This is a genomic window from Rhizobium sp. N731, from assembly GCF_001664145.1.
In the GTDB taxonomy this organism is placed as follows: domain Bacteria; phylum Pseudomonadota; class Alphaproteobacteria; order Rhizobiales; family Rhizobiaceae; genus Rhizobium; species Rhizobium esperanzae.
In genome coordinates, this window is sequence record NZ_CP013601.1 from 703726 (window position 1) to 726722 (window position 22997).

22 protein-coding genes are annotated in these 22997 nt (G+C 59.8%); 21 read left to right on the top strand and 1 reads right to left on the bottom strand.

Going from position 1 to position 22997, the window contains the following annotated elements; translation table 11 throughout:
- Positions 1-36: 36 nt before the first annotated feature.
- Positions 37-1953 (bottom strand): O-linked N-acetylglucosamine transferase, SPINDLY family protein, encoded by a 1917-nt coding sequence (locus AMK02_RS03510; RefSeq protein ID WP_064800686.1) that lies wholly within the window; start codon positions 1951-1953, stop codon positions 37-39.
- Between the two features lie 455 nt (positions 1954-2408).
- On the opposite strand from AMK02_RS03510, the gene AMK02_RS03515 reads away from it, so the two are divergent.
- From AMK02_RS03515 to AMK02_RS03615, 21 genes are all read left to right on the top strand, one after another.
- Positions 2409-3314: a flagellin N-terminal helical domain-containing protein gene (locus AMK02_RS03515; protein ID WP_064800687.1), complete on the top strand. Its 906-nt coding sequence runs from the start codon at positions 2409-2411 to the stop codon at positions 3312-3314.
- A 281-nt stretch (positions 3315-3595) separates the two neighbouring features.
- Positions 3596-4504: a flagellin N-terminal helical domain-containing protein gene (locus AMK02_RS03520; protein WP_064800688.1), complete on the top strand. Its 909-nt coding sequence runs from the start codon at positions 3596-3598 to the stop codon at positions 4502-4504.
- Between the two features lie 247 nt (positions 4505-4751).
- Positions 4752-5663 (top strand): flagellin N-terminal helical domain-containing protein, encoded by a 912-nt coding sequence (locus AMK02_RS03525; RefSeq protein ID WP_064800689.1) that lies wholly within the window; start codon positions 4752-4754, stop codon positions 5661-5663.
- Positions 5664-5963: 300 nt separating this feature from the next.
- Positions 5964-6926 carry a flagellin N-terminal helical domain-containing protein gene (locus AMK02_RS03530; RefSeq protein WP_064805905.1) on the top strand — a complete coding sequence of 321 codons (963 nt, stop codon included), beginning with the start codon at positions 5964-5966 and terminating at the stop codon, positions 6924-6926.
- Between the two features lie 202 nt (positions 6927-7128).
- Positions 7129-7758: a hypothetical protein gene (locus tag AMK02_RS03535; RefSeq protein ID WP_064800690.1), complete on the top strand. Its 630-nt coding sequence runs from the start codon at positions 7129-7131 to the stop codon at positions 7756-7758.
- Positions 7755-9092, top strand: coding sequence for a MotB family protein (locus tag AMK02_RS03540; protein ID WP_064800691.1), 1338 nt, complete (start codon positions 7755-7757; stop codon positions 9090-9092). Before AMK02_RS03535 ends, AMK02_RS03540 begins: the two co-directional genes overlap by 4 nt.
- 10 nt (positions 9093-9102) lie before the next feature.
- Complete coding sequence (gene motC, locus AMK02_RS03545) at positions 9103-10398, top strand: chemotaxis protein MotC (RefSeq protein ID WP_064800692.1); 1296 nt, start codon at positions 9103-9105, stop codon at positions 10396-10398.
- A complete protein-coding gene (fliK, locus tag AMK02_RS03550) occupies positions 10395-11837 on the top strand; it encodes a flagellar hook-length control protein FliK (protein ID WP_064800693.1) in 1443 nt (480 codons plus the stop codon). The genes motC and fliK overlap by 4 nt, the downstream gene beginning before the upstream one ends.
- On the top strand, positions 11758-12342 hold the full coding sequence (locus tag AMK02_RS03555) for a lytic transglycosylase domain-containing protein (RefSeq protein WP_064800694.1): 585 nt from the start codon (positions 11758-11760) through the stop codon (positions 12340-12342). Before fliK ends, AMK02_RS03555 begins: the two co-directional genes overlap by 80 nt.
- A 280-nt stretch (positions 12343-12622) precedes the next feature.
- A complete protein-coding gene (gene rem, locus AMK02_RS03560) occupies positions 12623-13294 on the top strand; it encodes a transcriptional activator Rem (protein ID WP_064709879.1) in 672 nt (223 codons plus the stop codon).
- 126 nt (positions 13295-13420) lie between these two features.
- A complete protein-coding gene (locus AMK02_RS03565; RefSeq protein WP_064800695.1) occupies positions 13421-14731 on the top strand; it encodes a flagellar hook protein FlgE in 1311 nt (436 codons plus the stop codon).
- A gap of 19 nt (positions 14732-14750) precedes the next feature.
- Positions 14751-16235: a flagellar hook-associated protein FlgK gene (flgK, locus tag AMK02_RS03570; RefSeq protein WP_064800696.1), complete on the top strand. Its 1485-nt coding sequence runs from the start codon at positions 14751-14753 to the stop codon at positions 16233-16235.
- 3 nt (positions 16236-16238) lie between these two features.
- On the top strand, positions 16239-17285 hold the full coding sequence (locus AMK02_RS03575; protein ID WP_064800697.1) for a flagellar hook-associated family protein: 1047 nt from the start codon (positions 16239-16241) through the stop codon (positions 17283-17285).
- A 36-nt stretch (positions 17286-17321) separates the two neighbouring features.
- Positions 17322-17669, top strand: coding sequence for a flagellar biosynthesis regulator FlaF (flaF, locus tag AMK02_RS03580; protein ID WP_064800698.1), 348 nt, complete (start codon positions 17322-17324; stop codon positions 17667-17669).
- A complete protein-coding gene (gene flbT / locus AMK02_RS03585) occupies positions 17666-18115 on the top strand; it encodes a flagellar biosynthesis repressor FlbT (protein ID WP_012482697.1) in 450 nt (149 codons plus the stop codon). The genes flaF and flbT overlap by 4 nt, the downstream gene beginning before the upstream one ends.
- Complete coding sequence (gene flgD, locus AMK02_RS03590) at positions 18106-18525, top strand: flagellar hook assembly protein FlgD (RefSeq protein ID WP_064800699.1); 420 nt, start codon at positions 18106-18108, stop codon at positions 18523-18525. The genes flbT and flgD overlap by 10 nt, the downstream gene beginning before the upstream one ends.
- 91 nt (positions 18526-18616) lie before the next feature.
- Entirely contained in the window at positions 18617-18883 is a 267-nt protein-coding gene (gene fliQ / locus AMK02_RS03595; RefSeq protein WP_011424049.1) for a flagellar biosynthesis protein FliQ, read from the top strand.
- A 151-nt stretch (positions 18884-19034) separates the two neighbouring features.
- Positions 19035-21122: a flagellar biosynthesis protein FlhA gene (gene flhA / locus AMK02_RS03600; RefSeq protein ID WP_064800700.1), complete on the top strand. Its 2088-nt coding sequence runs from the start codon at positions 19035-19037 to the stop codon at positions 21120-21122.
- A complete protein-coding gene (gene fliR / locus AMK02_RS03605) occupies positions 21119-21871 on the top strand; it encodes a flagellar biosynthetic protein FliR (protein WP_064800701.1) in 753 nt (250 codons plus the stop codon). Before flhA ends, fliR begins: the two co-directional genes overlap by 4 nt.
- A gap of 7 nt (positions 21872-21878) precedes the next feature.
- The gene (locus AMK02_RS03610; RefSeq protein WP_064800702.1) at positions 21879-22292 is read left to right on the top strand and encodes a hypothetical protein; all 414 of its coding nucleotides are present in this window, start codon (positions 21879-21881) and stop codon (positions 22290-22292) included.
- 31 nt (positions 22293-22323) lie between these two features.
- Positions 22324-22887, top strand: coding sequence for a rod-binding protein (locus AMK02_RS03615; RefSeq protein WP_064800703.1), 564 nt, complete (start codon positions 22324-22326; stop codon positions 22885-22887).
- Positions 22888-22997: the final 110 nt, after the last annotated feature.

Genomic DNA, 22997 nt, shown 5'->3' on the forward strand with positions numbered 1-22997 from the left:
AGGATCGCTTCACCGGGTATTCCGTCTCGGAAAACATCACTCGGCCGCGAACGGTGCCGTGCGCGGCGGCAGCGCCGCAATATCCATGTGGTCGGGTGCGAGACCCTGCTTGGCGCGCTCTGCCATGATTTCATAGGCCTGTTCGAGGTGATGGCAGAAGCGTTCGGCGTCGAAGAGCGGCGCGATATAGCGCCTCTCCTTGAGGTGTGCCTTGTATTCGGCGATCCGTCCCGGGTTCTGCGCCAGTTCGACGGCAAGGTCCTCATAAGCCTGGAGGTCGGCGGCGACGAGATCAGGCAGATCGATCGCCCTGAGCAGGCTTTCGCTGACGCGCGAGGCGAAGTTGGTGCCCTTGACGGTCAAAACCGGCAGGCCGCCCCAGAGCTGCTCCGAAGTGGTGGTGTGGCCGTTGACCGGGAAGGTGTCGATGCCGAGATCGGCCGCTTGCTGGCGGCTGATGTGGTCTTCGTAGGGCGCGCGCGGGCAGAAGATGATGCGCTTGGGCGAAATGCCGGCGGTCTGAAAATGTTTCAGCAGGTTCGCCTGGTTGCGCGGCGAATTGGCCATCAGCCACAGCACGCTGTTCGGCGCCCGTTTGAGGATCCGGCACCAGCTGTTGACCACATCAGGCGTGATCTTGCGGTTGCCGTTGAAGGAGGCGAAGATGAAGGCCTCTTCCGGCAGGCCGAGCTCCTCGCGGGTGACCGGACGCGGCTTCGGACGATGCATCGGATCGTTCGGCTGGTAACTTTCCGGCAGCCGGCAGAATTTCTCGTGGTAGAACGGCTTGGCGATATCCGGGAGCACGGAGTGATCGCCGATGACATAGTCGAGATCGATGTTGACGGTGCTTCCGGGAAAACCGAGCCATCCGACATGCACCGGTGCGAGCGGCAGGTTGAAAGCCGTCGCGCGGCTGCCTGACGTATGACCCTTCAGATCGACCATGATATCGATATTATGCTCTCGCACCGCTTCCAGCATCGCCTGGTCGGAGAAGCCGTGAACGTCGACGATCCTGCCCCAGCGGCTGCGGTCGGTGTCGTTGTGCTTCAGGTATTCGGGGCCTGTGTGGCAGAAGAGCACCACCTCGAACCGGTCCTTGTCGTGCAGTTCCAGGATGCGCTGCAACAGCTTCATTGTCGCATGGCGGTCCCAGAAGTCCGAGGACATGTAGCCGATCCGGATCTTGTCAGACCACGTGTGCGGCTGGTTGCGGCGGAAGGCCACCCGTTCGGGATTGAGCGGTGTGGTTCCGATCGTGGCATACCGATTGAAATTCTCGTTGCCGCACCAGTGTAGGTGATAGAACGGGTTGTCCTTGCGCAGGATTTCGACGTCGCCCTTTGCGAGGCCATCATCGATCACTGCCTGATGTTTGGCGGCCTCTTCGAAATCATTGAATTCGCGGGCGAAGACGAGATAGAGGAAACGGATTGCCAGATTTCCGGGAAAACGCTTGAAGAGGTTGCGCGACAGGTTCTGGTTGGTTGCGTCGTTCAGGTCGTCGCTCAGGAGCATGGCCGCCAAGCGCAAGTGATCCGGATTGGAGCTCTGCGAGAGCACTGTCTTGAACGGGCGGATAATATCCCGTTGCTGCCGTTTCAGGTAGATCGCGGTGATGATGAAGGCAAGCTCGGCGTCTTCCTGAGCCTTGGTCAGATTTCGCATCGCGATCAGCAGCGCCTCGTCCTCGTTGCCGGTCTCGTAATGCAGCTTGGCCGCCTGCTTGGCGTATTCGTAGGAATTCGGTCCCTCACAGCCGGCAGCAAGCCCATATGCTTTCGCGGCATCGGCCTTGAACCCGAGCTGCACGAGATTCTTGGCCAGCAGAGCATAGGTCTTGCCGTCCTGCTGGATATCCATGAGCTGGTTGAGCGTTGCCAGGGACTGTGTGTAGCGGCCCATCTGGTAATCCCTGGACGCCGCAGAGAACGAAACTTTGCTGTTCAAAACCCAACTCCGTGAGGAAATGTTCTGGCATGACTGTCGGTCGCCGAGACGCGCACGGACAGTCCTCCCCGAATGGAGAATCGATCCGATGATGCGATCCCGGCATCTGCCACACTGGCATTCGAAGCTTGCTTGAAACCGGTGGGTTAATGAAGGTCTGCCCCGGGGAAGTCCGCTTTTCGGAGAGAACCCTTGCCGCCCGCGGCGAATCTGAATGGTGTATTCAGCAGGCATTAACTACGACGCGTGAGGGGGCATTAACTATGCGGTTCGAGGAGCAGGCGCGGGACCCTCATCTTTAAGAAGTTGGCAAGCATTGGCTGCGAGATTGCCCTGGACATGACGGGTTTGGGCCAAACAAGCAGGCGCCGAGTAGCATGAAGCTGGTCCGTCATCGCCGGTATTACAGTCCGGTATGTCCTCCTTTTTGTATCTAGTTTCCAGGGGACAGATTTATGACAAGCATTAACACGAATTCTTCCGCACAGGCCGCTCTTCAGACGCTGCGCAGCGTGAACAAGGGCCTCAACCAGACGCAGAACCACGTTTCATCCGGTTACCGCGTTGAAAAGGCCTCCGACAACGCTGCTTACTGGTCGATCGCAACGACCATGCGTTCGGACAACAAGGCTCTCTCCGCCGTTTCCGACGCACTCGGCATGGGTGCTGCCAAGGTCGATACCGCTTACACCGCAATGGACAGCGCCATCGACGTCGTCGGCGACATCAAGGCCAAACTGGTCGCCGCGACTGAAAACGGCGTCGACAAAGCCAAGGTCCAGGAAGAAATCGGTCAGCTGCAGCAGCAGCTCCTGAGCATCGCTCAGTCGGCTTCCTTCAACGGCGAAAACTGGGTTGCCGGGGCTACGGGTACCGTGAGCGTCGTTTCGTCCTTCGTCCGTGACGGCTCCAACGCTGTTTCGGTTACCACGACCGACTACGCTCTGGATAGCAGCACCACAGGCAACGTCCTGTTCGGCATGAGCGGCGGCATCGTCGAAACCTCCACGGGTATCCTCGGTACTTCGACTGGTACGGTCGGCTCGATCTACTCGATGGACATCACCAACTTCACCTCCGGCCAGATCCAGACGGCTCTGACCAACGTTGAAACGGCTCTGAAGGCGATGACCAGCGCCGGCGCTGCTCTCGGCTCGCTCTCCAAGCGCATCGACAACCAGGACGACTTCGTCAACGCGCTCAGCGACTCGATCGACTCCGGTGTCGGCCGTCTCGTCGACGCCGACATGGAAGAAGAATCCTCCAAGCTCAGCGCCTTGCAGACCCAGCAGCAGCTGGCGATCCAGTCGCTGTCGATCGCGAACTCCTCTTCGCAGAACATCCTGTCGCTGTTCCGCTAAGACCGGTCATTACAGGCTTCCAAGTTTCGCGGCCGGGTCATTCCCGGCCGCGAAATGTTTTAATATAAGGTTAATGAAAATCTTTCTAAGTGTCAGATATTTTTACGTTATTTTCAATTTCGATTTAGCTTTCCTTAACCATCTTGCTGTTTTCTAGGCCCATCGAAACGGCGAGTTAACCCTAACAGAGATGGTTAACAGGCATGATGCTGATCGCTGTGGGCCGGTCGAAAATCCGGAATGTCCCTTCTTAAAATCTGCCAACAAGGGGCAAGCAAACTATGACGAGCATCAATACCAATAACGCTGCAATGGCAGCTCTCCAGACTCTCCGCGGCATCAATCAGGGTCTCCAGACAACGCAGTCGCACGTGTCGTCCGGTTATCGCGTCGGCAAGGCTGCCGACAACGCTGCCTACTGGTCGATCGCTACCACGATGCGTTCGGACAACAAGGCTCTGTCCGCTGTTTCCGACGCCCTCGGCCTCGGCGCCGCCAAGGTCGACACCGCTTATTCCGCCATGGACAGCGCCATCGACGTGGTCGGCGACATCAAGGCCAAGCTCGTTGCCGCGACTGAAAACGGCGTCGACAAGTCAAAGGTCCAGGAAGAAATCGGTCAGCTGCAGCAGCAGCTCCTGAGCATCGCTCAGTCGGCTTCCTTCTCCGGTGAAAACTGGGTTGCCGGCGCCGACGGCACCAAGAACGTCGTCGCCTCCTTCGTCCGCGACGGCTCCAACGCTGTTTCGGTGGTGATGACCGACTACGTTCTCTCGAGCGGTTCGCTGGGCAACGTTCTGTTCGGCATGAGCAACGGCGCGGTTGAAACCTCCACGGGTATCCTCGGCACCTCGAACGGTACGGTCGGTTCCGTCTACGCGATGGACATCACCAACTTCACCCTCGGTGATATCCAGAACGCGCTGACCAACGTCGAATCGGCTCTGAAGGCCATGACCAGCGCCGGCGCCGCGCTCGGCTCGATCTCCAAGCGCATCGAACTGCAGGAAAACTTCGTCTCCGCGCTCAGCGACTCGATCGACTCAGGTGTCGGCCGTCTCGTCGACGCCGACATGGAAGAAGAATCCTCCAAGCTCAGCGCCTTGCAGACCCAGCAGCAGCTGGCCGTCCAGTCGCTGTCGATCGCGAACTCCTCTTCGCAGACCATTCTCACGCTGTTCCGCGGCTAATAGTCAGCCGAAAACATCGGCCCGCCGGCCTCCGGCGGGCATCTCGGAATCGAGCCGCGCTTCGATGGAGCGCGGCTTTTTTGTTTTCGTTAACTGTTGATTAACCATAATGCTGTCTTCTCAGGCCAACGAGACGGCGAGTTAACCAAATTGAAGAAGCGGTTAACAGGCATGAGGCTGATCCCCGTTCCCGGTAACATTCCGGAATGTCCCTTTTTCCCATTTGCCAACGAGGGGCAATCATTTCATGACCAGCATTTTGACGAACGTTGCGGCCATGGCCGCTCTTCAGACTCTCCGCGGAATCAACGATAGTCTGGAAGGCACGCAGAACCGCGTATCATCGGGTTACCGCGTCGAAAAGGCGTCCGACAACGCCGCTTACTGGTCGATCGCAACCACCATGCGCTCGGATAACAAGGCTCTCTCCGCCGTTTCCGACGCTCTCGGCCTCGGCGCCGCAAAGGTCGATACGGCTTACTCCGCCATGGACAGCGCCATCGACGTGATCAGCGAGATCAAGGCGAAGATCGTCGCCGCGACGGAAAAGGGTGTGGACAAGACCAAGGTCCAGGAAGAAATCGGCCAACTGCAGCAGCAGCTCCTGAGCATTGCGCAATCGGCGTCTTTCTCCGGCGAAAACTGGGTGGCCGGCGCTGATGGCACCAAGAGCGTCGTTTCCACTTTCGTCCGCGATGGCAACGGCAATGTTTCGGTCAAGACGACGGACTACGTCCTGGACACGACATCTGTGGGCAACGTTCTCTTTGGCATGAACTCGGTTGGTTCGATCGAGACGACCTCCGGCATCATCGGCACGTCCTACGGCACGATCGGTTCGATCTACTCTATGGACATCAGCACCTTCGGTTCGGCGGAGATCTCCATGGCGCTGACGTCAATTGAGGCCGGCCTTGAAGCAATGACCAAGGCTGCCTCGCAGCTCGGTTCGATTTCCACCCGTATCGAATTGCAGGAAAACTTCGTCGGAGCGCTCAGCGATTCGATCGACTCGGGCGTCGGCCGCCTCGTCGATGCTGACATGGAAGAGGAATCGAGCAAGCTGACGGCGTTGCAAACCCAGCAGCAGCTGGCGATCCAGTCGCTGTCGATCGCCAACTCCAGCGCCCAGAACATCCTGACGCTGTTCCGCAGCTAAATCAGCCGCTGAAGCTGGCCCGAATCTTGCGCCGCCGTTCGGCCGCAAGCAGGAAACCTTCCGGACCGCGCCCGAAACGGCGCGGTTCTTGGTTTCATATCAATAGCTTGACTTGCGAGTCAATCCGCGTGTCGCACTCGAGCCGCCGCTCTTGCCCAACAAGTTGATATCGAGTTAACGTCGTCTTGAGTTGATTTGCTTTTGCGACGCGCCGGTGAAAATTTCGCCGGAGGCATGAGGCCACTTTTGTCGCCGCCGGCAATCCGGCCTGCCCTTTTCATCTTATTCCGAGACCTGTCGATGACCGTTAAGATTACCAGCGCGGCCGCGGTGAATGCACTTGCGGTGCTGCGCAGCATCAACAAAGAAGCCAGTCAGACCCAGCAGCAAGTTTCTTCGGGCTATCGGATCGAGACGGCGGCAGACGATGCCTCCTACTGGTCGGTCGCCACCGTCATGCGCTCGGACAGCACCAATCTCGGCACGATCGGCGATGCGCTCGGTCTCGGCGCTGCCAAGGTGGATGCGACCTACACGGCGATGAATTCGGCGATCGATCTCGTCAGCCAGATCCGCGCCAAGCTGGTTGCGGCAAGAGAGCCCGGCACCGACAAGGACAAGATCAATGCCGAGATCAGCGAATATAAGGAGCAGCTGAAGAGCGTCGTCGAATCGACGTCGTTTGCAGGCGAGAACTGGTTGCTCAACAGTGACAAGGCCGCGCCGCCGACATGGTCGGTCATTTCCGGCTTCGTGCGGGCCTCGACGGGCGAATACCAGGCCCAGACGATCGACTTCCCTTCGTCGCAGACCATCCTCATCGACAAGAACAATGCGAGCGGTGGCCTGTTCACCAAGGCGATTGATGCCCAGGCGATCAACAACAGCGGCACCGGACCGCGGAACTATTACCTGCTGGACGCCGGTTCGACCACGCCGGCGACTGGCAGCGAGATCGCGATCGACGAGAACACTACCGACGCCCAGCTTGTCGATATGCTCGATGTGACCGACGCGCTGTTCTCCTCGCTGACGACGACGGCCGCCTCCATCGGTGTTATGAAGACGCGTATCGACGATCAGATCGACTACGCGGCCGATCTGTCGGATTCGATCGACAAGAGCGTCGGCGCGCTCGTCGATACCGATATGGATGAGGCTTCGATCCGCCAGAAGGCGATTGAAACCCAAAAGCAGATGGCCGTCGAAGCGATCTCGATCCTCAACACGGCTGCAAGCAAGATCCTCATTCTGCTGGAGTAGAGCTGAGCGCGATCACCGATGGCGGCGGCGCCATTCATCCTCGCGCAAGTTTGACTTCCTAGTTTCCGGCATGAAGGCATCGTCCGAAAATCGTGCCGGCGCAAGGTCAAGCCCTTGTTCGCTGCGAAGGACATGTCGCGCGCAAGGTCATTTTGAACGGGGGCGGGCATGTCGCACGTCTCCCGGACGCTGGATGGTTTCTATGAGCATTTCGCTTTCTCGGTATTTGAAGGACTTCGGCGAACCGAAGCCGTCAGCGCCGATCATCGATATCGACGATTTGGCCGGAGATGTTTTTCCGGAGACACCGAGCGAACCACCGGTCGACATCGAGGCGGAGCGGCGCGAGGCCTATGCGCAAGGCCATGCCGCGGCGACCGCTGATTTGACCGAGAGATACGAAAGTGAGGCGCGCGCTCTGGCAGAGGCCCATGCGCGCGCGCTCGAGGAACTGAAGATTCGCTACGAAGTGGAGGCGGCGGCGGTCATTGCATCCCGCGTCCTCGATATCGCCGAAGAAGTCGCTCAGCTGGTCAGCGCCGGCGCAGCCACGGCCATTGCGCCCGTCATGACGGAAGCGCTTGCGGCCAAGGCTGCCGAAAGTCTCGCCGCTTTGCTGCGTGAAGCGATTCTCGAAGGCGCGGCCGGACCGATCGTCGTCAGGGGGCCGATCAGCCTCTTCGGCATATTGAAAGCCGAGCTCGGCGAACATGCCGCGGCGGTTCGGCACATCGAGGCCGACGATGTCGATCTAGCCGTCGAAATCGGTGAATCCGTCATCGTCACCCGTATGTCCGCCTGGGCGGCCAGCTTGAAGAAAGTTCTCGAATGAGCGACGGCGAAAACCATCACCACGGCAGAAACGAGATCATTATCGTCAAGCGGCATGGCGGCGGTGATCACGATGGTGCCCATGGCGGTGCGTGGAAAATTGCCTATGCCGACTTCATGACGGCGATGATGGCATTCTTCCTGGTCATGTGGCTGGTCAACGCCGCCAACGAGGAGACCAAGGCCGCGGTCGCGACCTATTTCAATCCGATCAAGCTCGCCGACGAAAAGCCGACCGAGAAAGGCCTGAAGAAGCCTGTCGACCATGCCGAAGGCGAGGAGAAGAAAGAAAAGTCGAAACAGAAGGAAGATAATCCGACCGAGGGCAAGTCGGCCGCCGATGGTGACGACCAGACATCGACCTCAGGCGACCAGACCAATTATTCCGAGGCCGATTTCTTCGAGAATCCCTATTCGGTTCTCGCCGAGATCGCCCAGGAGGTCGGCCAGCAGGCCAATGTCAGCGCCAAGGGCGATGGCGGCGCCGCCGATTCCGGCCCTGCCACCGGCGCCGATGGCGGGCAAGCCTATCGCGATCCCTTCGATCCGGATTTCTGGACAAAGCAGGTCGAGGTGACAACGGCCGGAAAACCCCTGCCGCCCGGCAAGAGCGAACAGCAGGCGACCGAGAGCGAGACGACGGAGATCGCCAAGGCCGAGGATATGAAGCCGGTGCCTTTGGCGACCGATCAGAAGCCCGCTAAGGAAGCCCCCGCCAAAGAAGCCAAGGAGACCAGGGAAACGACCGGCGCCGCCGAGGCCAACGACGGCAAGGCGACGAATGGCAAAGCGCCCGAGGAGAAGAAGCCGGAAGCGCGGAAGGATGCCGAGCATCAGAAGGAAGCCGACAAGAGCGCAGCTGGGGCCGAGCAGCAGCAGAAGGAAGCTGAACAGCTTCAGGCGCAGATCGCGCAACAGATCGGCGGTGTTGCCGGCAAGCTCGCCGAAGGCCTGACAGTGACGGCAGCCGAAGGTGGCCTGCTGGTCAGCATCTCCGACCAGAACGACGATTCGATGTTCAATATCGGTTCGGCTGTTCCGCGCCAGGGGATGGTGCTCGCCATGGAAAAGATCGGGACGATCCTGAAGGAGAGGGGGGGCGCGGTCGCCATCCGCGGCCACACGGACGGGCGCCAATACAAGGGTGGGCAGAACGAGAACTGGCGGCTTTCGATGGATCGCGCCCAGAGCGCCTATTACATGCTCGTGCGCGGCGGGTTGGACGAGACGCGCGTCTCTCAGGTCTCCGGTTTCGCCGATCGTCGGCTGAAGCTCCCCACCGACCCGTTCAACGCGGCCAACCGACGGATCGAGATCCTGGTGCAGGCGGAATAGGGATAGTCGGATGGCGCGTCGGCAGCATCGCTACGTCGGATTTATGGCCCTGGGCCTGGCGATGCTTTCGCCTGCCGCGGGCAAAGCGCAGGATCCGGACGATCTTGCGCCGTACAAGATGCTGCGGTCGCTGCAGTTCGTGCAGGATTCCGTCGTCGCCGGCGATCATTCGGCCGGCGAAATGCAGCGCTTCATGCTGGGCACCATCGACGAGCGGCTGCGGACGGCCGACACAAAGATCTTCGATGACGACCGCAATGTCGATGCGGCGCTGATCTATACGATGAGCGGCGGCAATCCACAGACGCTCGAATATCTGATCGCCCATGACGTCAACGGCTATTTCGACAATCGCGTCACCGATGTGCTGCGCAAATATCTGACCGGCAAGGGGCTGCTCGTCGCCAAGACACTGGAGGAAACCGCCAGGGAATATCGCGACAAGAAGATCGGTCCATATCTGGCGCTGATCGGCGGCAACGTGATGATCGCCACGAAACCGACAGATGCGCTTGATCTCTACGACCAGGCACGTCTTGCCGCGCCGGGCACGATCGTCGAGGAGGCGGCCTTGCGCCGTTCCCTCGCCATCTGCGTCGACAAGGGAATGCTCGACAAGGGACTCGCCTATTCGCAGCGTTATGCCAGACGCTTCCTGCATTCGCCCTATGCCAGCCAGTTCGCCGATCTTTTCGTCAAGCTTGTCGTCGCCCATGATCACGACGTGAAACCGCAGGATGTCGTCGATATCCTCTCCTTCATGGATGCCCCGCGCCAGCGCGAGGTCTATCTGCGCATCGCCCGCGCCGCCGCGATAGCGGGCAAGCCGGAGCTGGCGCGCATGGCGGTCGAACATGTGCAGTTGCTTGGCGCGGGCACCGACAATGCCTTCGGCCCGCTCGCGGATTTTTATGGCGGCATGGCCGGCCTTCCCACGGACGATATCGACCAGGCGGCGAAGAATGTCAGCGGCATCGACGGCGAAACGCTTTCGCCGCGGGATCAGGCGCTGCAGGCCGCGGCGCGGTCCGTTGCCGAGCAGATCCTGCGTGCGCCGGATCCGGCAAGCTTGACGCAAGCATCGAATCCTAACACTTCTCATCAAGAAATCACTTCTGAAAAGGCTGCGGCGATAGCCACGCAACCGGGGACGCCAGGCGCGCCTCCCGAGCCTGTTCCGGGAGGTGTGGCATCGACTGGCCAGAGCCAGGATACCGACTCCTCATTCAACGCATTTGTGACGACCAGCCGATCCAAGCTCGACGAGATCGATGGTCTTCTGGCGCAGGAAGGCAACGAACAATGATGGATCTGAGCGTCTCGGGCGGAGCCTCTGGTGCGGAGGCGGCTGCGGCCGCGAAATCCGCTAAGGCTGGAAAGGGCGATCCCGCCGGTCAGCAGGGCGGCTTCTCCGATGTGCTTGCCAAAACAGGCGGCAGCGCCGGCGACGACGCGCCCGACGATGCACAGCCGGATCAGGGTGTCGCCGATGGCGATACAGCGAAAGTGGCGCGGACGATCCGCAGCCGCAGCAGCGCCAAACCGCTGATCGATCTCGGCAACGCCGCGCTGCAGGCACAGGCCGAGGTGCAGCCGGAAACGGTCGCCAATGTCGAAAAGGTCGCCGCAAAGCCTGCGAAGGATGGGCTCAAATTGCCGGCCGGCGTCGGCAAGCCCGATGCCAAGGATCAGTCCGCCGACGAGGCCGCGCAGGCGGCCAAGGGCGTCAAGCGCGTCAAGACGGACATCTCGAAAACAGATGCGGATTCGGATGGTGAGGCCGAGGACGGCGGCGTTTCCGATGTGCTCGGCCTGCTGAAGCAGGAGCCCGCCGATGGCACGGTCGCTTTGCCGGCCGCCGCAGCCGCCCATCAAGCCGTCACCAAGACCGGCGAGGCCGGATCTGCCGAGAAGACTGCCACTGGTATCGACGCCAAAACGAGCGGGCACGCATCCGACGCCCTGGCGGTCGTCAGCGGCAATGTCGAAAGCGTCAAGGCTGATGATATCAAGGTTCCCGGCACCGAGACCACCGAAGCCGCCGACGGCCGGACGTTCCGGATCAGCCGCGCCGATGGCCGCGGCGTGTCGATGGACGTTCACCTCGGCGCGGAACAGGCCGGGTCCAAGGACGGTGCGAAGAAGACCGATCTCGAGAACGTCTCGGTCCTCGAATCGCGCCGCTATATCGGCCTGGCGCAGAATACCAATTCCGCTGTGGTCACCGCCGCTCTCGCCGGTGATTCCGAATGGGCGCGCGCCATGCAGCCGAGTTCGGCGCTCTCCAACGCGGCGGAATGGACGAGCACCGGCAAGGTGGTCAATACGCTGAAGATCCAGATGAACCCGATCGATCTCGGCCTGGTGACGGCGACCATGCGCCTGGCCGGCGACGCTCTGAACGTCGACCTCAAGGTCGAAACCGGCGCCGCCTACCGGCAGCTGAAGGAAGATCACGGCAAGATTCTCGAAGCGCTTCGCAGCCAGGGCTATGCGGTCGACAACGTCACCATCAGCATGGCCCCTGTCGAGCGAGCCGACGCCGGCAACCAGGCCGGCAGCCAGGGGCAGGCCTCCCAGCAGCAGTCGCTCCCTCAGCAAGGGCAGGGCGGCGAGGCGCGCGAGCGCCACAATCAGATGGCGCAGCGGATGGATGGAGGCTTCAATGGCGCAGGCGAGACCGGTATCGAAGACGTCTCTGCTGGCGGTGCTCGCAGCAGCGGCGCTGGCGGCGTTTACCTCTGAGGGGGCCGCTTCCACCGGTGCCTGCGAACGCGAAATCCAGTCGGCTGCGGTCAAATACGGTATCCCGGAAGGCATCCTTTATTCGGTCGGTCTGACGGAGACCGGTCGCAAGGGCTCACTCTATCCGTTTGCCATGAACGTCGAAGGCAGGGCGATTTTTCCGCCTTCGGAAGAGGATGCGATGAGGCAGTTCGATGTCGCCCGCAGAAGCGGGGCGAAGCTCATCGACATCGGCTGCATGCAGATCAATCATTATTATCACGGCGAGAATTTCGCCTCCGCCGAAGATATGTTCGATCCGCATCGCAACGTCGAATATGCGGCGAAGTTTCTTCGCAACCTGCATGACCGTCATGAGACGTGGACGATGGCGGTAGCGAGATACCATGCAGGGCCGAACAACAACCCGGCGCAGAAGCAATATGTCTGCCGCGTCATCGCCAATTTGGTGGCCACCGGTTATGGCAAGTGGACTCCCAATGCGAGTAACTTCTGCCAAAATTAATTCAACCAAAGAGGGAAGTGCCGAATTATGACGAAACTGTGTCATAATGTGGCAGGAATCCGGCGCCAAATCGGTGTGCAAGTCACATTTAACTGCTCGTTAACTTTTCCACGAAACTTTTGTGTGGATATTCAGGCGCAGCCACTACATGTAGATCAAATCGCCACGCAGACCTTAATCAATTATTAATTTCCGCCATTCACTTTAACGAGTTGTCGCCGATTCGTGCGATTCGTACCCATAGATCATCGAAGTGCCACACTGATTCGGAGGCGGACGAATGATCGTAGTGGTTGATGAGCGTGAGCTCGTAAAAGACGGATACACATCCCTGTTTGGCCGGGAGGGCATTCCCTCCACCGGCTTTGATCCATCGGAATTCGGCGAGTGGGTGCAGACCGCCGCGGATTCGGATATTGCGGCGGTCGAGGCCTTCCTGATCGGGCAGGGCCAGCGCAGCTTCGAACTGCCCCGGGCGATCCGGGACCGCTCGATGGCGCCGGTGATCGCGGTCAGCGACCAGCCCTCGCTCGAAAACACCCTTGCGCTGTTCGATTGCGGCGTCGACGACGTAGTGCGCAAACCGGTCCATCCGCGCGAAATTCTCGCCAGAGCGGCCGCGATCCGGCGCCGGCTGAAGGCGATCGCCAACTACACCGATATCGGTGGCATCCGCGTCTTCTCGGATGGCCGTGACCCCGAGATCAACGGCGAGGTCTTTGCGCTTCCCCGGCGCGAGCGCCGCATCCTCGAATATTTGATCGCCAACCGCGGTCGCCGGGTCACCAAGACCCAGATCTTCAACGCCATTTACGGCATCTTCGATGAGGAGGTCGAGGAGAACGTCGTCGAAAGCCACATCTCGAAGCTGCGCAAGAAGCTGCGCAAGAAGCTCGGCGTCGATCCGGTCGATTCCAAGCGCTTCCTCGGCTACTGCATCGACTGGGCCTGATTTTTCCGGCCGGGTGGCAGCGCCCGGCTGAACCTCGATATTGGCCCTGCTGCTCGCCATGACAGACAGCTTCACGCAAGGCCCGACAAATACTCTCGACTTTAACAGGTAAAACGAGGTTTTCAGATGAGCATTTTCGGCAGCATGAAGACGGCAGTGTCGGGCATGAACGCGCAGGCAAACCGCCTCAGCACCGTCTCCGACAACATCGCCAACGTGAACACGACCGGTTACAAGGCCGTATCGACGAGCTTCTCCTCGTTGGTTCTTCCCTCCTCGGGCGGCAACTACAATTCCGGCGGCGTTCAGACCTCCGTGCGCCAGGCCGTCTCCGAACAAGGTGATATTTCCTACACCACGTCGACCACCGATCTTGCGATCTCGGGCGACGGCTTCTTCATCGTCCAAGGTGCCGACGGCACGCCGGTCCTGACCCGCGCCGGCGACTTCCAGAAGGACGATGAAGGCAATCTCGTCAACGCTGCCGGCTTCCAGCTGATGGGCTATTCCTATGACTCCGGCGCTCCTGCCGTCGTCGTCAACGGCTTCGATGGTCTCGTTCCTGTTAACGTCAATCAGAAAGGGTTGACCGCCATCGCTTCGACCTCGGGCGTCTTCGAGGGCAACCTCGATTCCAACGCTAACGTTGCTCCGGTCGCTCCTGCGACGCTTCCGAGCGACAACGGCGCTACCGGCACCCCGACAACCGATACCAAGAAGTTCTCGATGGTTGCCTACGACACTCTCGGCAACAAGGTGATGTACGACTTCTACTTCACCAAGACCTCGGTTATCACGCCGCCGCCGGCGACCGGTACCGCCAGCACCTGGGAGGTTGCGATCTTCCGCAACGCCGATGCGGCGACTGGCGGCACGACCTCCTTCCCCTACACCACGTCCGGCGGCACCGTCGGCTTGACCACGCTCGACTTTGACTCCACCGGCAAGGTCACCAACTCGACGGGTGCCGTTACGATCGCCGATCCGGTGACTGGCCTGTCAATCGACATGGATCTCTCGGGCTTCACCCAGCTCGGCGCCGCCTTTGCCGGCACCGGTACGCCGAACGGTCAGGCAGCAAGCCCGGTCAAGGACGTCACCATCGACGGCGATGGCATCGTCTACGCCAAGTATGAAGACGGCAGCACCAAGCCGCTCTATCGCATTCCGCTCGCCAATGTCGCAAGTCCGGACAAGTTGACGCTGATGAGTGGCAACGTCTACAGCGCCAACGGCCAGTCGGGCGTCACCGTCACCGGCTTCCCGCAGACCAACGGCCTCGGCACGATCAAGTCGGGCGCTCTCGAAGGCTCGAACGTCGATCTTGCCGGCGAACTGACCGAGATGATCGAAGCGCAGCGCAGCTACACCGCCAATTCGAAAGTGTTCCAGACGGGGTCCGACATCATGGACGTCCTCGTCAACCTCAAGAGATAAGTAAGGTAACGGGTAAGCCATGTCGCTCACGTCCGCACTTAATACCGCGCAGAGCATATTCAACAATACCGGCACTCAGAGCAGCGTCGTATCGAACAATATCTCGAACGCCGGCAACAAGGACTACGTGCGCCGGCAGGCAATGCTTACCACGTCCCTGAACGGCGCGCAGGTCGTCAAGATCGATCGGGCTCAGGAAGACGCCCTGCTGCGCCAGTATCTGAAGTCGTCCTCTCAGGACAGCGCTCAGCAGACCCTGCTGAGCGGCCTTGAAGATCTCAAATCGATCATGGGCGGCAACGACTACGAAACGTCGCCCTCCACCTATCTCGGCGTTTTCCAGCAGAAACTGCAGGCTTTCAGAACCTCGCCGGGCAGCACCGTCGCCGCCCAGGGGGCTATCACCGCCGCCCAGGACGTCGCCAACTCGCTAAACAATGCCTCGCAATCCGTCCAGGATGTTCGCGCCAACGCCGACAAGGAAATCGCCACCGCGGTCGATACGCTGAATACGCTTCTCAGCGAGTTCGAAAAGGCCAACAATGCGGTCAAGACCGCGACAGCCACAGGTGCGGATGCATCCGGCGCCCTCGATGAACGCGAGAAAGTCCTGAAGCAGATTTCGCAGATTGTCGGCGTCAGCGCGACGACGCGCGACAATAACGACATGGTGCTGAGCACGTCTGACGGGACGATCCTCTTCGAGACGATCCCGCGCAAGGTGACGTTCAAGTCCCAGGATGTCTATACCGCCACAACGGTCGGCAATTCGGTCTATGTCGACGGCGTCGCGCTTCCGCGTGGCAGCGGATCGACGACGACCGGGCAGGGGAGCCTTCAATCGCTCCTGCAGGTCCGCGACGAGATCGCTCCCAATTTTCAGAAGCAGCTCGACGAAATCGCCCGCGGCCTGGTCTCGCTCTTCAAGGAAGACAACACGTCGGGCACCCCGGCCTATGTGCCCGGCCTCTTCACCTGGAGCGGCGGCACGGTCGATACCGGCACGACCGCGGTTGCCGGCATGGCGTCGACCATCACAGTCAGCACCCGTGTGATCACCTCGCAGGGCGGCGACCCGATGCGCCTGCGCGATGGCGGCATCAACGTCACCGGCGTCGTCAAGAACACGTCAGGTGTCAGCGGTTATACGGACGAACTCGATCGCCTCTATACGGCGCTGACATCCGACATGGATTTCGACCCAACGGGAACCACGGTCGGTTTCGACGCCACAACGGGCATCGATTCCAACGTCAGCATCATGGAATATGCCACGAATTCCCTCGGCTGGCTCGAGCAGTACCGCAGCAACGCAACGACGGCGGCCGAAAACACCTCGGCGGCACTGTCCCGCTCCGACGAAGCCTATTCCAATGAGACCGGCGTCAATCTCGACGAGGAGCTGACGCTGCTCCTCGATATCGAGCAGTCCTACAAAGCGGCGACCAAGATTCTGAACGCCGTAGACGAAATGTTGAAGTCATTGCTGGATATCGCGAGTTAAGCCATGAAGAGCTCATTTATTTCAAGTTCGGCCATTCAGAATGCGATGCGGTTGACGATCCGTCAGGCGCAGAACCAGATGACGAAGGCGACGATGGAAGCGACGACGGGAGTCTATGCGGATATCGGCGTCTCGCTCGGTGGCAATGCGGCCAGAAGCGTGGATTTCACCCGCGAGACCGACAGGATAGACTCGATCAAATCAAGCAATTCGCTTGTCAGCGCACGCATGGAATCCTCGCAGCTCGGCCTTTCCAAGATGAAGGACGTCGGCGACGGCCTCGTTTCGAAGCTGACGGCGCTGCAGGGCAGCCACGACCCGGGCAGTATCACCGTCGCCATTCAGTCGGCGACCAGCGCACTTTCGACCATGATGGACACGGCCAACACCATGGTGAACGGGGAATATCTGTTTTCCGGCATTAATACCGACGTCCAGCCGCTCACCGACAAGACGACCGCTACGAGCGCCGCCATCGTGACTGCGCTGAACACTTATGCGACCGGCCTCGGCAAGGGCGTCAGCGACCTCACCGGCGATGAAATGGAGACCTTCATCACGTCGACGGTCGAGCCGATGTTCAGCGAAGCGAACTGGACCAACACGACGACCGGCTGGTCGCAGGCATCGAGCCAGAACATGACGAGCCGCATCAGCAACTCGGAAGTGATCGAATCCTCGACCAATGCCAATTCCGAAGGCATGCGTTATATGGCGCTTGCCTCGGTCATGACCACCGCGCTGCTCGGGCAGGACCTCAGCACCGATGCAATGACGACGGTGTCCAAGCAGGCCATCAGCTACACGGCCAAGGCCACAAGCGGTCTGGTGACACAGGCAAGCCAGCTCGGCCTCTCCCAGGAGCGCGTCAAGAAGTCCAACGACGCTCTCGATGCCCAGTCGAACATTATCAAGAATAAGCTGGTCGATCTTCAGGGCGTCGACCCGTACGAAGCCTCGACTCTCGTCAAGACTTTGGAAACGCAGCTTGAAACCGCTTACACGATCGTCTCGAAGATCCAGCAGTTGAGTCTCGTGAACTACCTTTGATGAGCAAAGGCGCGCAATATAAAGAAGGATGCATGAATGTATCAGTTCTCGTATGCCGAAGTCATGCAGGACTCGGTGGCCGACGCGAAAGAGCGGGAATGGCAGGTTCTTGACCGGTCCATAGAACTGCTGGCGTTGGCGCGCGACAAGGAAAAATACGGTCGGGAAGCCATCGAAGCCCTGTTTTATACGCGCCGGGTGTGGATCAGCTTTATCGAGGATCTGAAACATCCGGAAAACCAGCTGGACATCCAGCTCAGGGCCAACCTCATCTCGATTGCGATCTGGATATTGAAGGAATGCGACAGGATCAGAAAACGGCTGTCTAATAACTACCAGGGCATCATCGACGTTACCACCATCATCAGGGATGGACTTAAATGAAAAGTACACTTCGAATTTCTCTGAAAGCCGGAGAAAGAATCTTCATCAACGGCGCCGTCCTGCGTGTCGACCGCAAGGTCGCGCTGGAATTCCTGAACGATGTGACGTTCCTTCTCGAGAATCACGTCCTCCAGCCGGAAGGCGCAACGACGCCCCTGCGCCAGCTCTATTTCATCGCGCAGATGATCCTCATCAATCCCGAGGGCAAGGACCACTCGACGGCGATGTTCCGCAAGTCGATCACCATGCTGCTCACCTGCTTCAAGAACGAAGAGATCCTCGCTGAGCTGAAGCGGATCGACGCGCTTGTGTCGACCGGCCGCGCCTTCGATGCCTTGAAGGCGATCCGCGGTCTTTACGCGATCGAAGACAATATCCTCAACAATCACGAACTGCCGCCAACGATGGTCGAGCAGATTCGCAGGGAGATCGCACCATGGCGGTAGACGCAACGTCAAGCGTGACGAGTTCGACCTCGACGAGCTCGTCTCAGAGCAAGGCGACGCTGAACTACGACAATTTCCTTCAGCTGCTCATCGCGCAGATGAAGAACCAGGATCCGACCGATCCGATGGATGCAAGCGAGCAGGTCGCTCAGCTTGCGACCTTCTCGCAGGTCGAGCAGACGATCCAGACCAACACCAAGCTGGATACGCTTCTGGCAAGCTCGAGCCTGACCCAGGCCAGCAGCTATGTCGGCAAATATATGGAAAGCGCCGACGGCACCGTCAAAGGCGTCATCGATTCCGTCAAAGTTTATTCCGACGGCATCATTGCGACGACCACGGATGGCGATAAGATACTCGTGCAGGCGGGAATCACTGTTGCCGACGAGGCGCCGAGCAGTAGCTCCTGACGCAAGGGGCTGCCAGCGCGCCCGACAAACCAGATCAATCGCAGCCCTGTTATGGCGGGGCTGCTTCGAGGCGATATGAGGTTGCCTTCAGATGAATGAAGCTGACGCATTGGATCTGTTCCAGGCCGCAATCTGGACGGTCCTGATTGCCTCCGGTCCGGCGGTTCTCGCCGCGATGGTGGTGGGTCTCGTCATTGCCTTGATCCAGGCGCTGACCCAGGTGCAGGAAGCGACACTGACCTTCGTGCCGAAGATCGTCGCGGTGCTCGTCGTGGTGGGAATCACTGCCCCCTTCGTCGGCTCGCAGATCTCCATTTTCACCAATCTGGTCTTTTCGCGCATCCAGTCCGGCTTCTAGAGCAGTTCCCGCAAAACTGCGCAGCGGTTCTACGCCTCCACGAAAAGCTGAACCGCTTCTCAGCCACCTTCGCGCAAGCTTCGCCATTTAATTCTCGATCCGAATTGGGCGGACCCATGTCCGCCTCCTCTCATGAAGAGACGGAATCGTCATGGCGCAACCACCTGCACTCCCCCTTCCGAAAGTCGCCCCGAGCCTGCGCGATATCGGTTTTGCCCTCGGCATCATCGGCATCATCTGCATTCTCTTCCTGCCGATCCCGCCGTTCCTGATCGATATGGGGCTGGCCTTCTCCATCGCCTTCTCGGTGCTGATCCTGATGGTCGCGCTATGGATCCAGAAGCCGCTCGATTTCTCGTCCTTTCCGACCATTCTGCTGATCGCGACGATGACACGGTTGGCGCTCAACATCGCGACGACCCGCGTCATCCTGTCCCACGGCAATGAAGGCCACGATGCGGCCGGCGGCGTCATTGCCGGTTTCGCCAGTCTCGTCATGTCCGGCGACTTTGTCATCGGGCTGATCGTCTTCCTGATCCTCATCACCATCAACTTCATCGTCATCACCAAGGGTGCCACGCGTATCGCCGAAGTCGGCGCGCGTTTCACCCTGGACGCCATCCCCGGCAAGCAGATGTCGATCGATGCCGATCTCTCGGCCGGCATTATCGACGAAAAGGAAGCCCAGCGCCGGCGCAAGGAGCTCGAGGAGGAAAGTTCCTTCTTCGGCGCGATGGACGGTGCGTCGAAATTCGTGCGCGGCGATGCCGTCGCCGGTCTCATCATCACCGCGATCAACGTCTTCGGCGGCATCATCATCGGCTATTTCCGCCACGGCATGCCGATCGGCGAAGCGGCCGACGTCTTCGTCAAGCTCTCCGTCGGCGACGGCCTCGTCTCGCAGATGCCGGCCCTCATCGTTTCGCTCGCGGCCGGCCTTCTCGTGTCACGCGGCGGTACGACCGGCTCCACCGACCAGGCTGTCGTCAACCAGCTGAGCGGCTATCCCCGCGCGCTCTCCGTCTCGGCCGTCTTGATGTTCGTTCTCGGCCTGATGCCGGGCCTGCCGACCATTCCCTTCACCGTCCTCGGCGGTCTTCTCGCCTTCGGCGCCTGGTTCATTCCGCGGCAGGTCGAGGCCGAAAACAGGCTTCGCCGCGAACAGGAGGAAAAGAAGGTCGTCCAGAGCAAGGAGCTGGAGAAGGATTCGGTCAAGTCGGTGCTCCGCACCTCCGAAATCGAGCTCGCGCTCGGCAAGATGGTCTCGACCCGCCTGCTCGGCGCTCACCAGGAACTGGCGTTCCGCGTCGGCAAGATGCGCAAGAAGTTCGCCACCCAATACGGTTTCGTCGTGCCGGAAATCAAGGTCACGGACGACATCGCCATCGCCGAGAAATCCTATCAGATCCGCATCCACGGCACGACGGTCGCATCCAATCTGCTGCGTGTCGGGGAAGTCCTGGTCGTCACCGGCGCCGGTCGCAAGCCCAGCATTCCGGGTGATGAAATCCGCGAACCCGCTTTCGGCATGCCGGCGGTCTCGATCCTCGAAAACTTCGCCGACGATCTGAAACGTGAGGGTTTCCAGCCGATCGACAACGTCTCGGTGGTGCTGACCCACATGAGCGAGGTCATCCGCAACAACCTGCCGCAGCTTCTGTCCTATAAGGACGTCAAGGTGCTGATCGATCGCCTCGACCCGGAATACAAGAAGCTCGCCGACGAGATCTGCTCGTCGCACATGTCCTATTCCGGCCTCCAGGCGGTGCTCAAGCTCCTGCTTGCCGAGCGCGTGTCGATCCGTAACCTGCATCTCATCCTCGAAGCGGTGGCCGAGCTCGCCCCGCATGTCAGGAAGACCGAGCAGATCGTCGAGCATGTCCGCATCCGCATGGCCCAGCAGCTCTGCGGCGATCTCGCCGACAATGGGGTCCTGCGTGTGCTCAGGCTCGGCAGCAAGTGGGATCTCGCCTTCCACCAGGCGCTGAAGCGCGATGCCAAGGGCGAGGTGATCGAATTCGACATCGATCCGCGCAGCCTGGAGGAGTTCAGCGAGCAGGCCAGCAAAGTTATCCGTGAGTTCATGGACCGCGGCCTGCCATTCGCCCTTGTCACGTCGCCGGAAACACGGTCCTATGTGCGCATGATCATCGAACGGCTGTTCGCCACGCTCCCGGTCCTATCGCATGTCGAATTGGCCAAGGGCATCGAGATAAAGATTTTGGGCTCGATTTCATGATAACAGACCCGCAAGGGACGGTTCTTGCGCTGTTTCTGGTTTTCTGCCGGATCGGCGGCTGTGTGCTGGTTCTTCCGGGTTTTTCCTCGGCGCGCGTGCCCGAGCAGCTGCGCGTCTTCATTGCTCTCGCGCTGTCGATCGCCGTCATGCCGCTGCTCTGGGACACTGTTTATCCCGCCGTCCACACAGGATCAGGAACCTATATCGGCCTGATCTTCAGCGAATCACTGATCGGCGTGATGTACGGCATGCTGGCCAGGCTCTATACGCTCGGCATGCAATTCGCCGCGACGATCCTCGCCATGATGGTCGGTTATACCCAACCGGGTTCGGCCGATGTCATCGAAGACACGCCCGAGACCAGCCTTTCCGCCTTCATCACCTTTGCCGGCATCATGATTCTCTTCATCATGGATTTCCATCACATCGTCTTCCGCGCGCTGATCGATTCCTACACGACCATGCCCTTCGGCGGATTGACGCAGATGCGCGCGACGCTGATTTCCTTCACCGACACGCTCGAGCAGACGACCTACATCATGCTGCGGCTGTCGAGCCCCTTTCTGATCTACGGCATGATCTTTAACGTCTCGATCGGCTTCATCAACAAGCTGGCGCCGCAGATCCCGGTCTATTTCATTTCCACGCCCTATCTCCTGATGGGGGGGCTCTTCCTGCTTTACATCTCGATTGCGGCGCTGATCAGCCAGTTCGGCCAGGCCTTCAGTTCGATCTACATCGGGCGATGAGGCTGTCATGATCGAGAAGAGCCGTTCCCAGAAGCTCAAGCGCCTCCTGTCGGTGCAGCGGCATATCGAAAGGATGGCGGAAAACGATCTCGCCGAAACCAGCCGTCAACGCATCGAGGTCAATGCGGCGATGGACGACGTCATCGTCGCGCTCGGCTCGATGGATCCCGTCCACCACGCTTTCTCACAGAATTATGCCGATCGATTCGGCAGGCTCACCATCAAGGATCAGCAGCTGACCGGCATGCAGCAGATCCACGAGATGCGGCTGTCGCGCGAACGCGCCAAGGCCGATCGGCTGGAAGAGGGCATGAAAGAGGCCTTGGACGCCGAGCGCCGCGAGGCCGACGACAATGCCGTTTACGATGTAATCGATCAGCAATTCGCAACGCCAGCCTCCAGCAAGCTTCAAAAACCATAATCGTTGCGATCTTAATTCAGAGGATTGTAACGTGGCTATTTCGCCCCCCAGTGATCTGGTCCTGGACGTGGTCAAAGCTGCCGACCCCATGGAGGTTCAGGCAGCCCAGGAAAAATTGAAGGCAAATCGTGCGGCCTTTGCCGCGACGAGCCTCGCCGAGAACGGCAAGGGCTTCTCCAATACGGTCGACGTTCTCGATCATGTCGGCCAGAAGAGCGGCCTCTCCAACATCCAGAACCGCACCAAGACCGAGGAGGTTCCGGAAAGCTACCGGAAGTTCGAGGCCATGGTGCTGCAGAACTTCGTCAAGTCGATGCTGCCGAGCGAGAGCGAGGACGTCTACGGCAAGGGCGCGACCGGCGATATCTGGAAGGGTATGATGGCCGAGCAGCTCGGCAACACCATGGCCAAGGGCGACGGCATCGGCATCGCCAAGCAGATGTACAGCGAGCAGCTGCGCCGCCAGGAAGGCAAGATCGTCAATGCCGCGACCGATGATCGCGACCGCAACACTGCGCTCAGCATGATCGATGACTTCCAGCGCAGGACATTCGGCACGCCGACCGCCGACTCCAAGACCGATAGAACAGGATGATTTGGGCCTGTTGGCCTAAAATCTGAATCCTGTTCTCAATTATTAGTTAGAGCATGATGTCGTCCGAAAGCCGCGCACACTTTTCGGCGTCATGCTCTAAGCGACACATA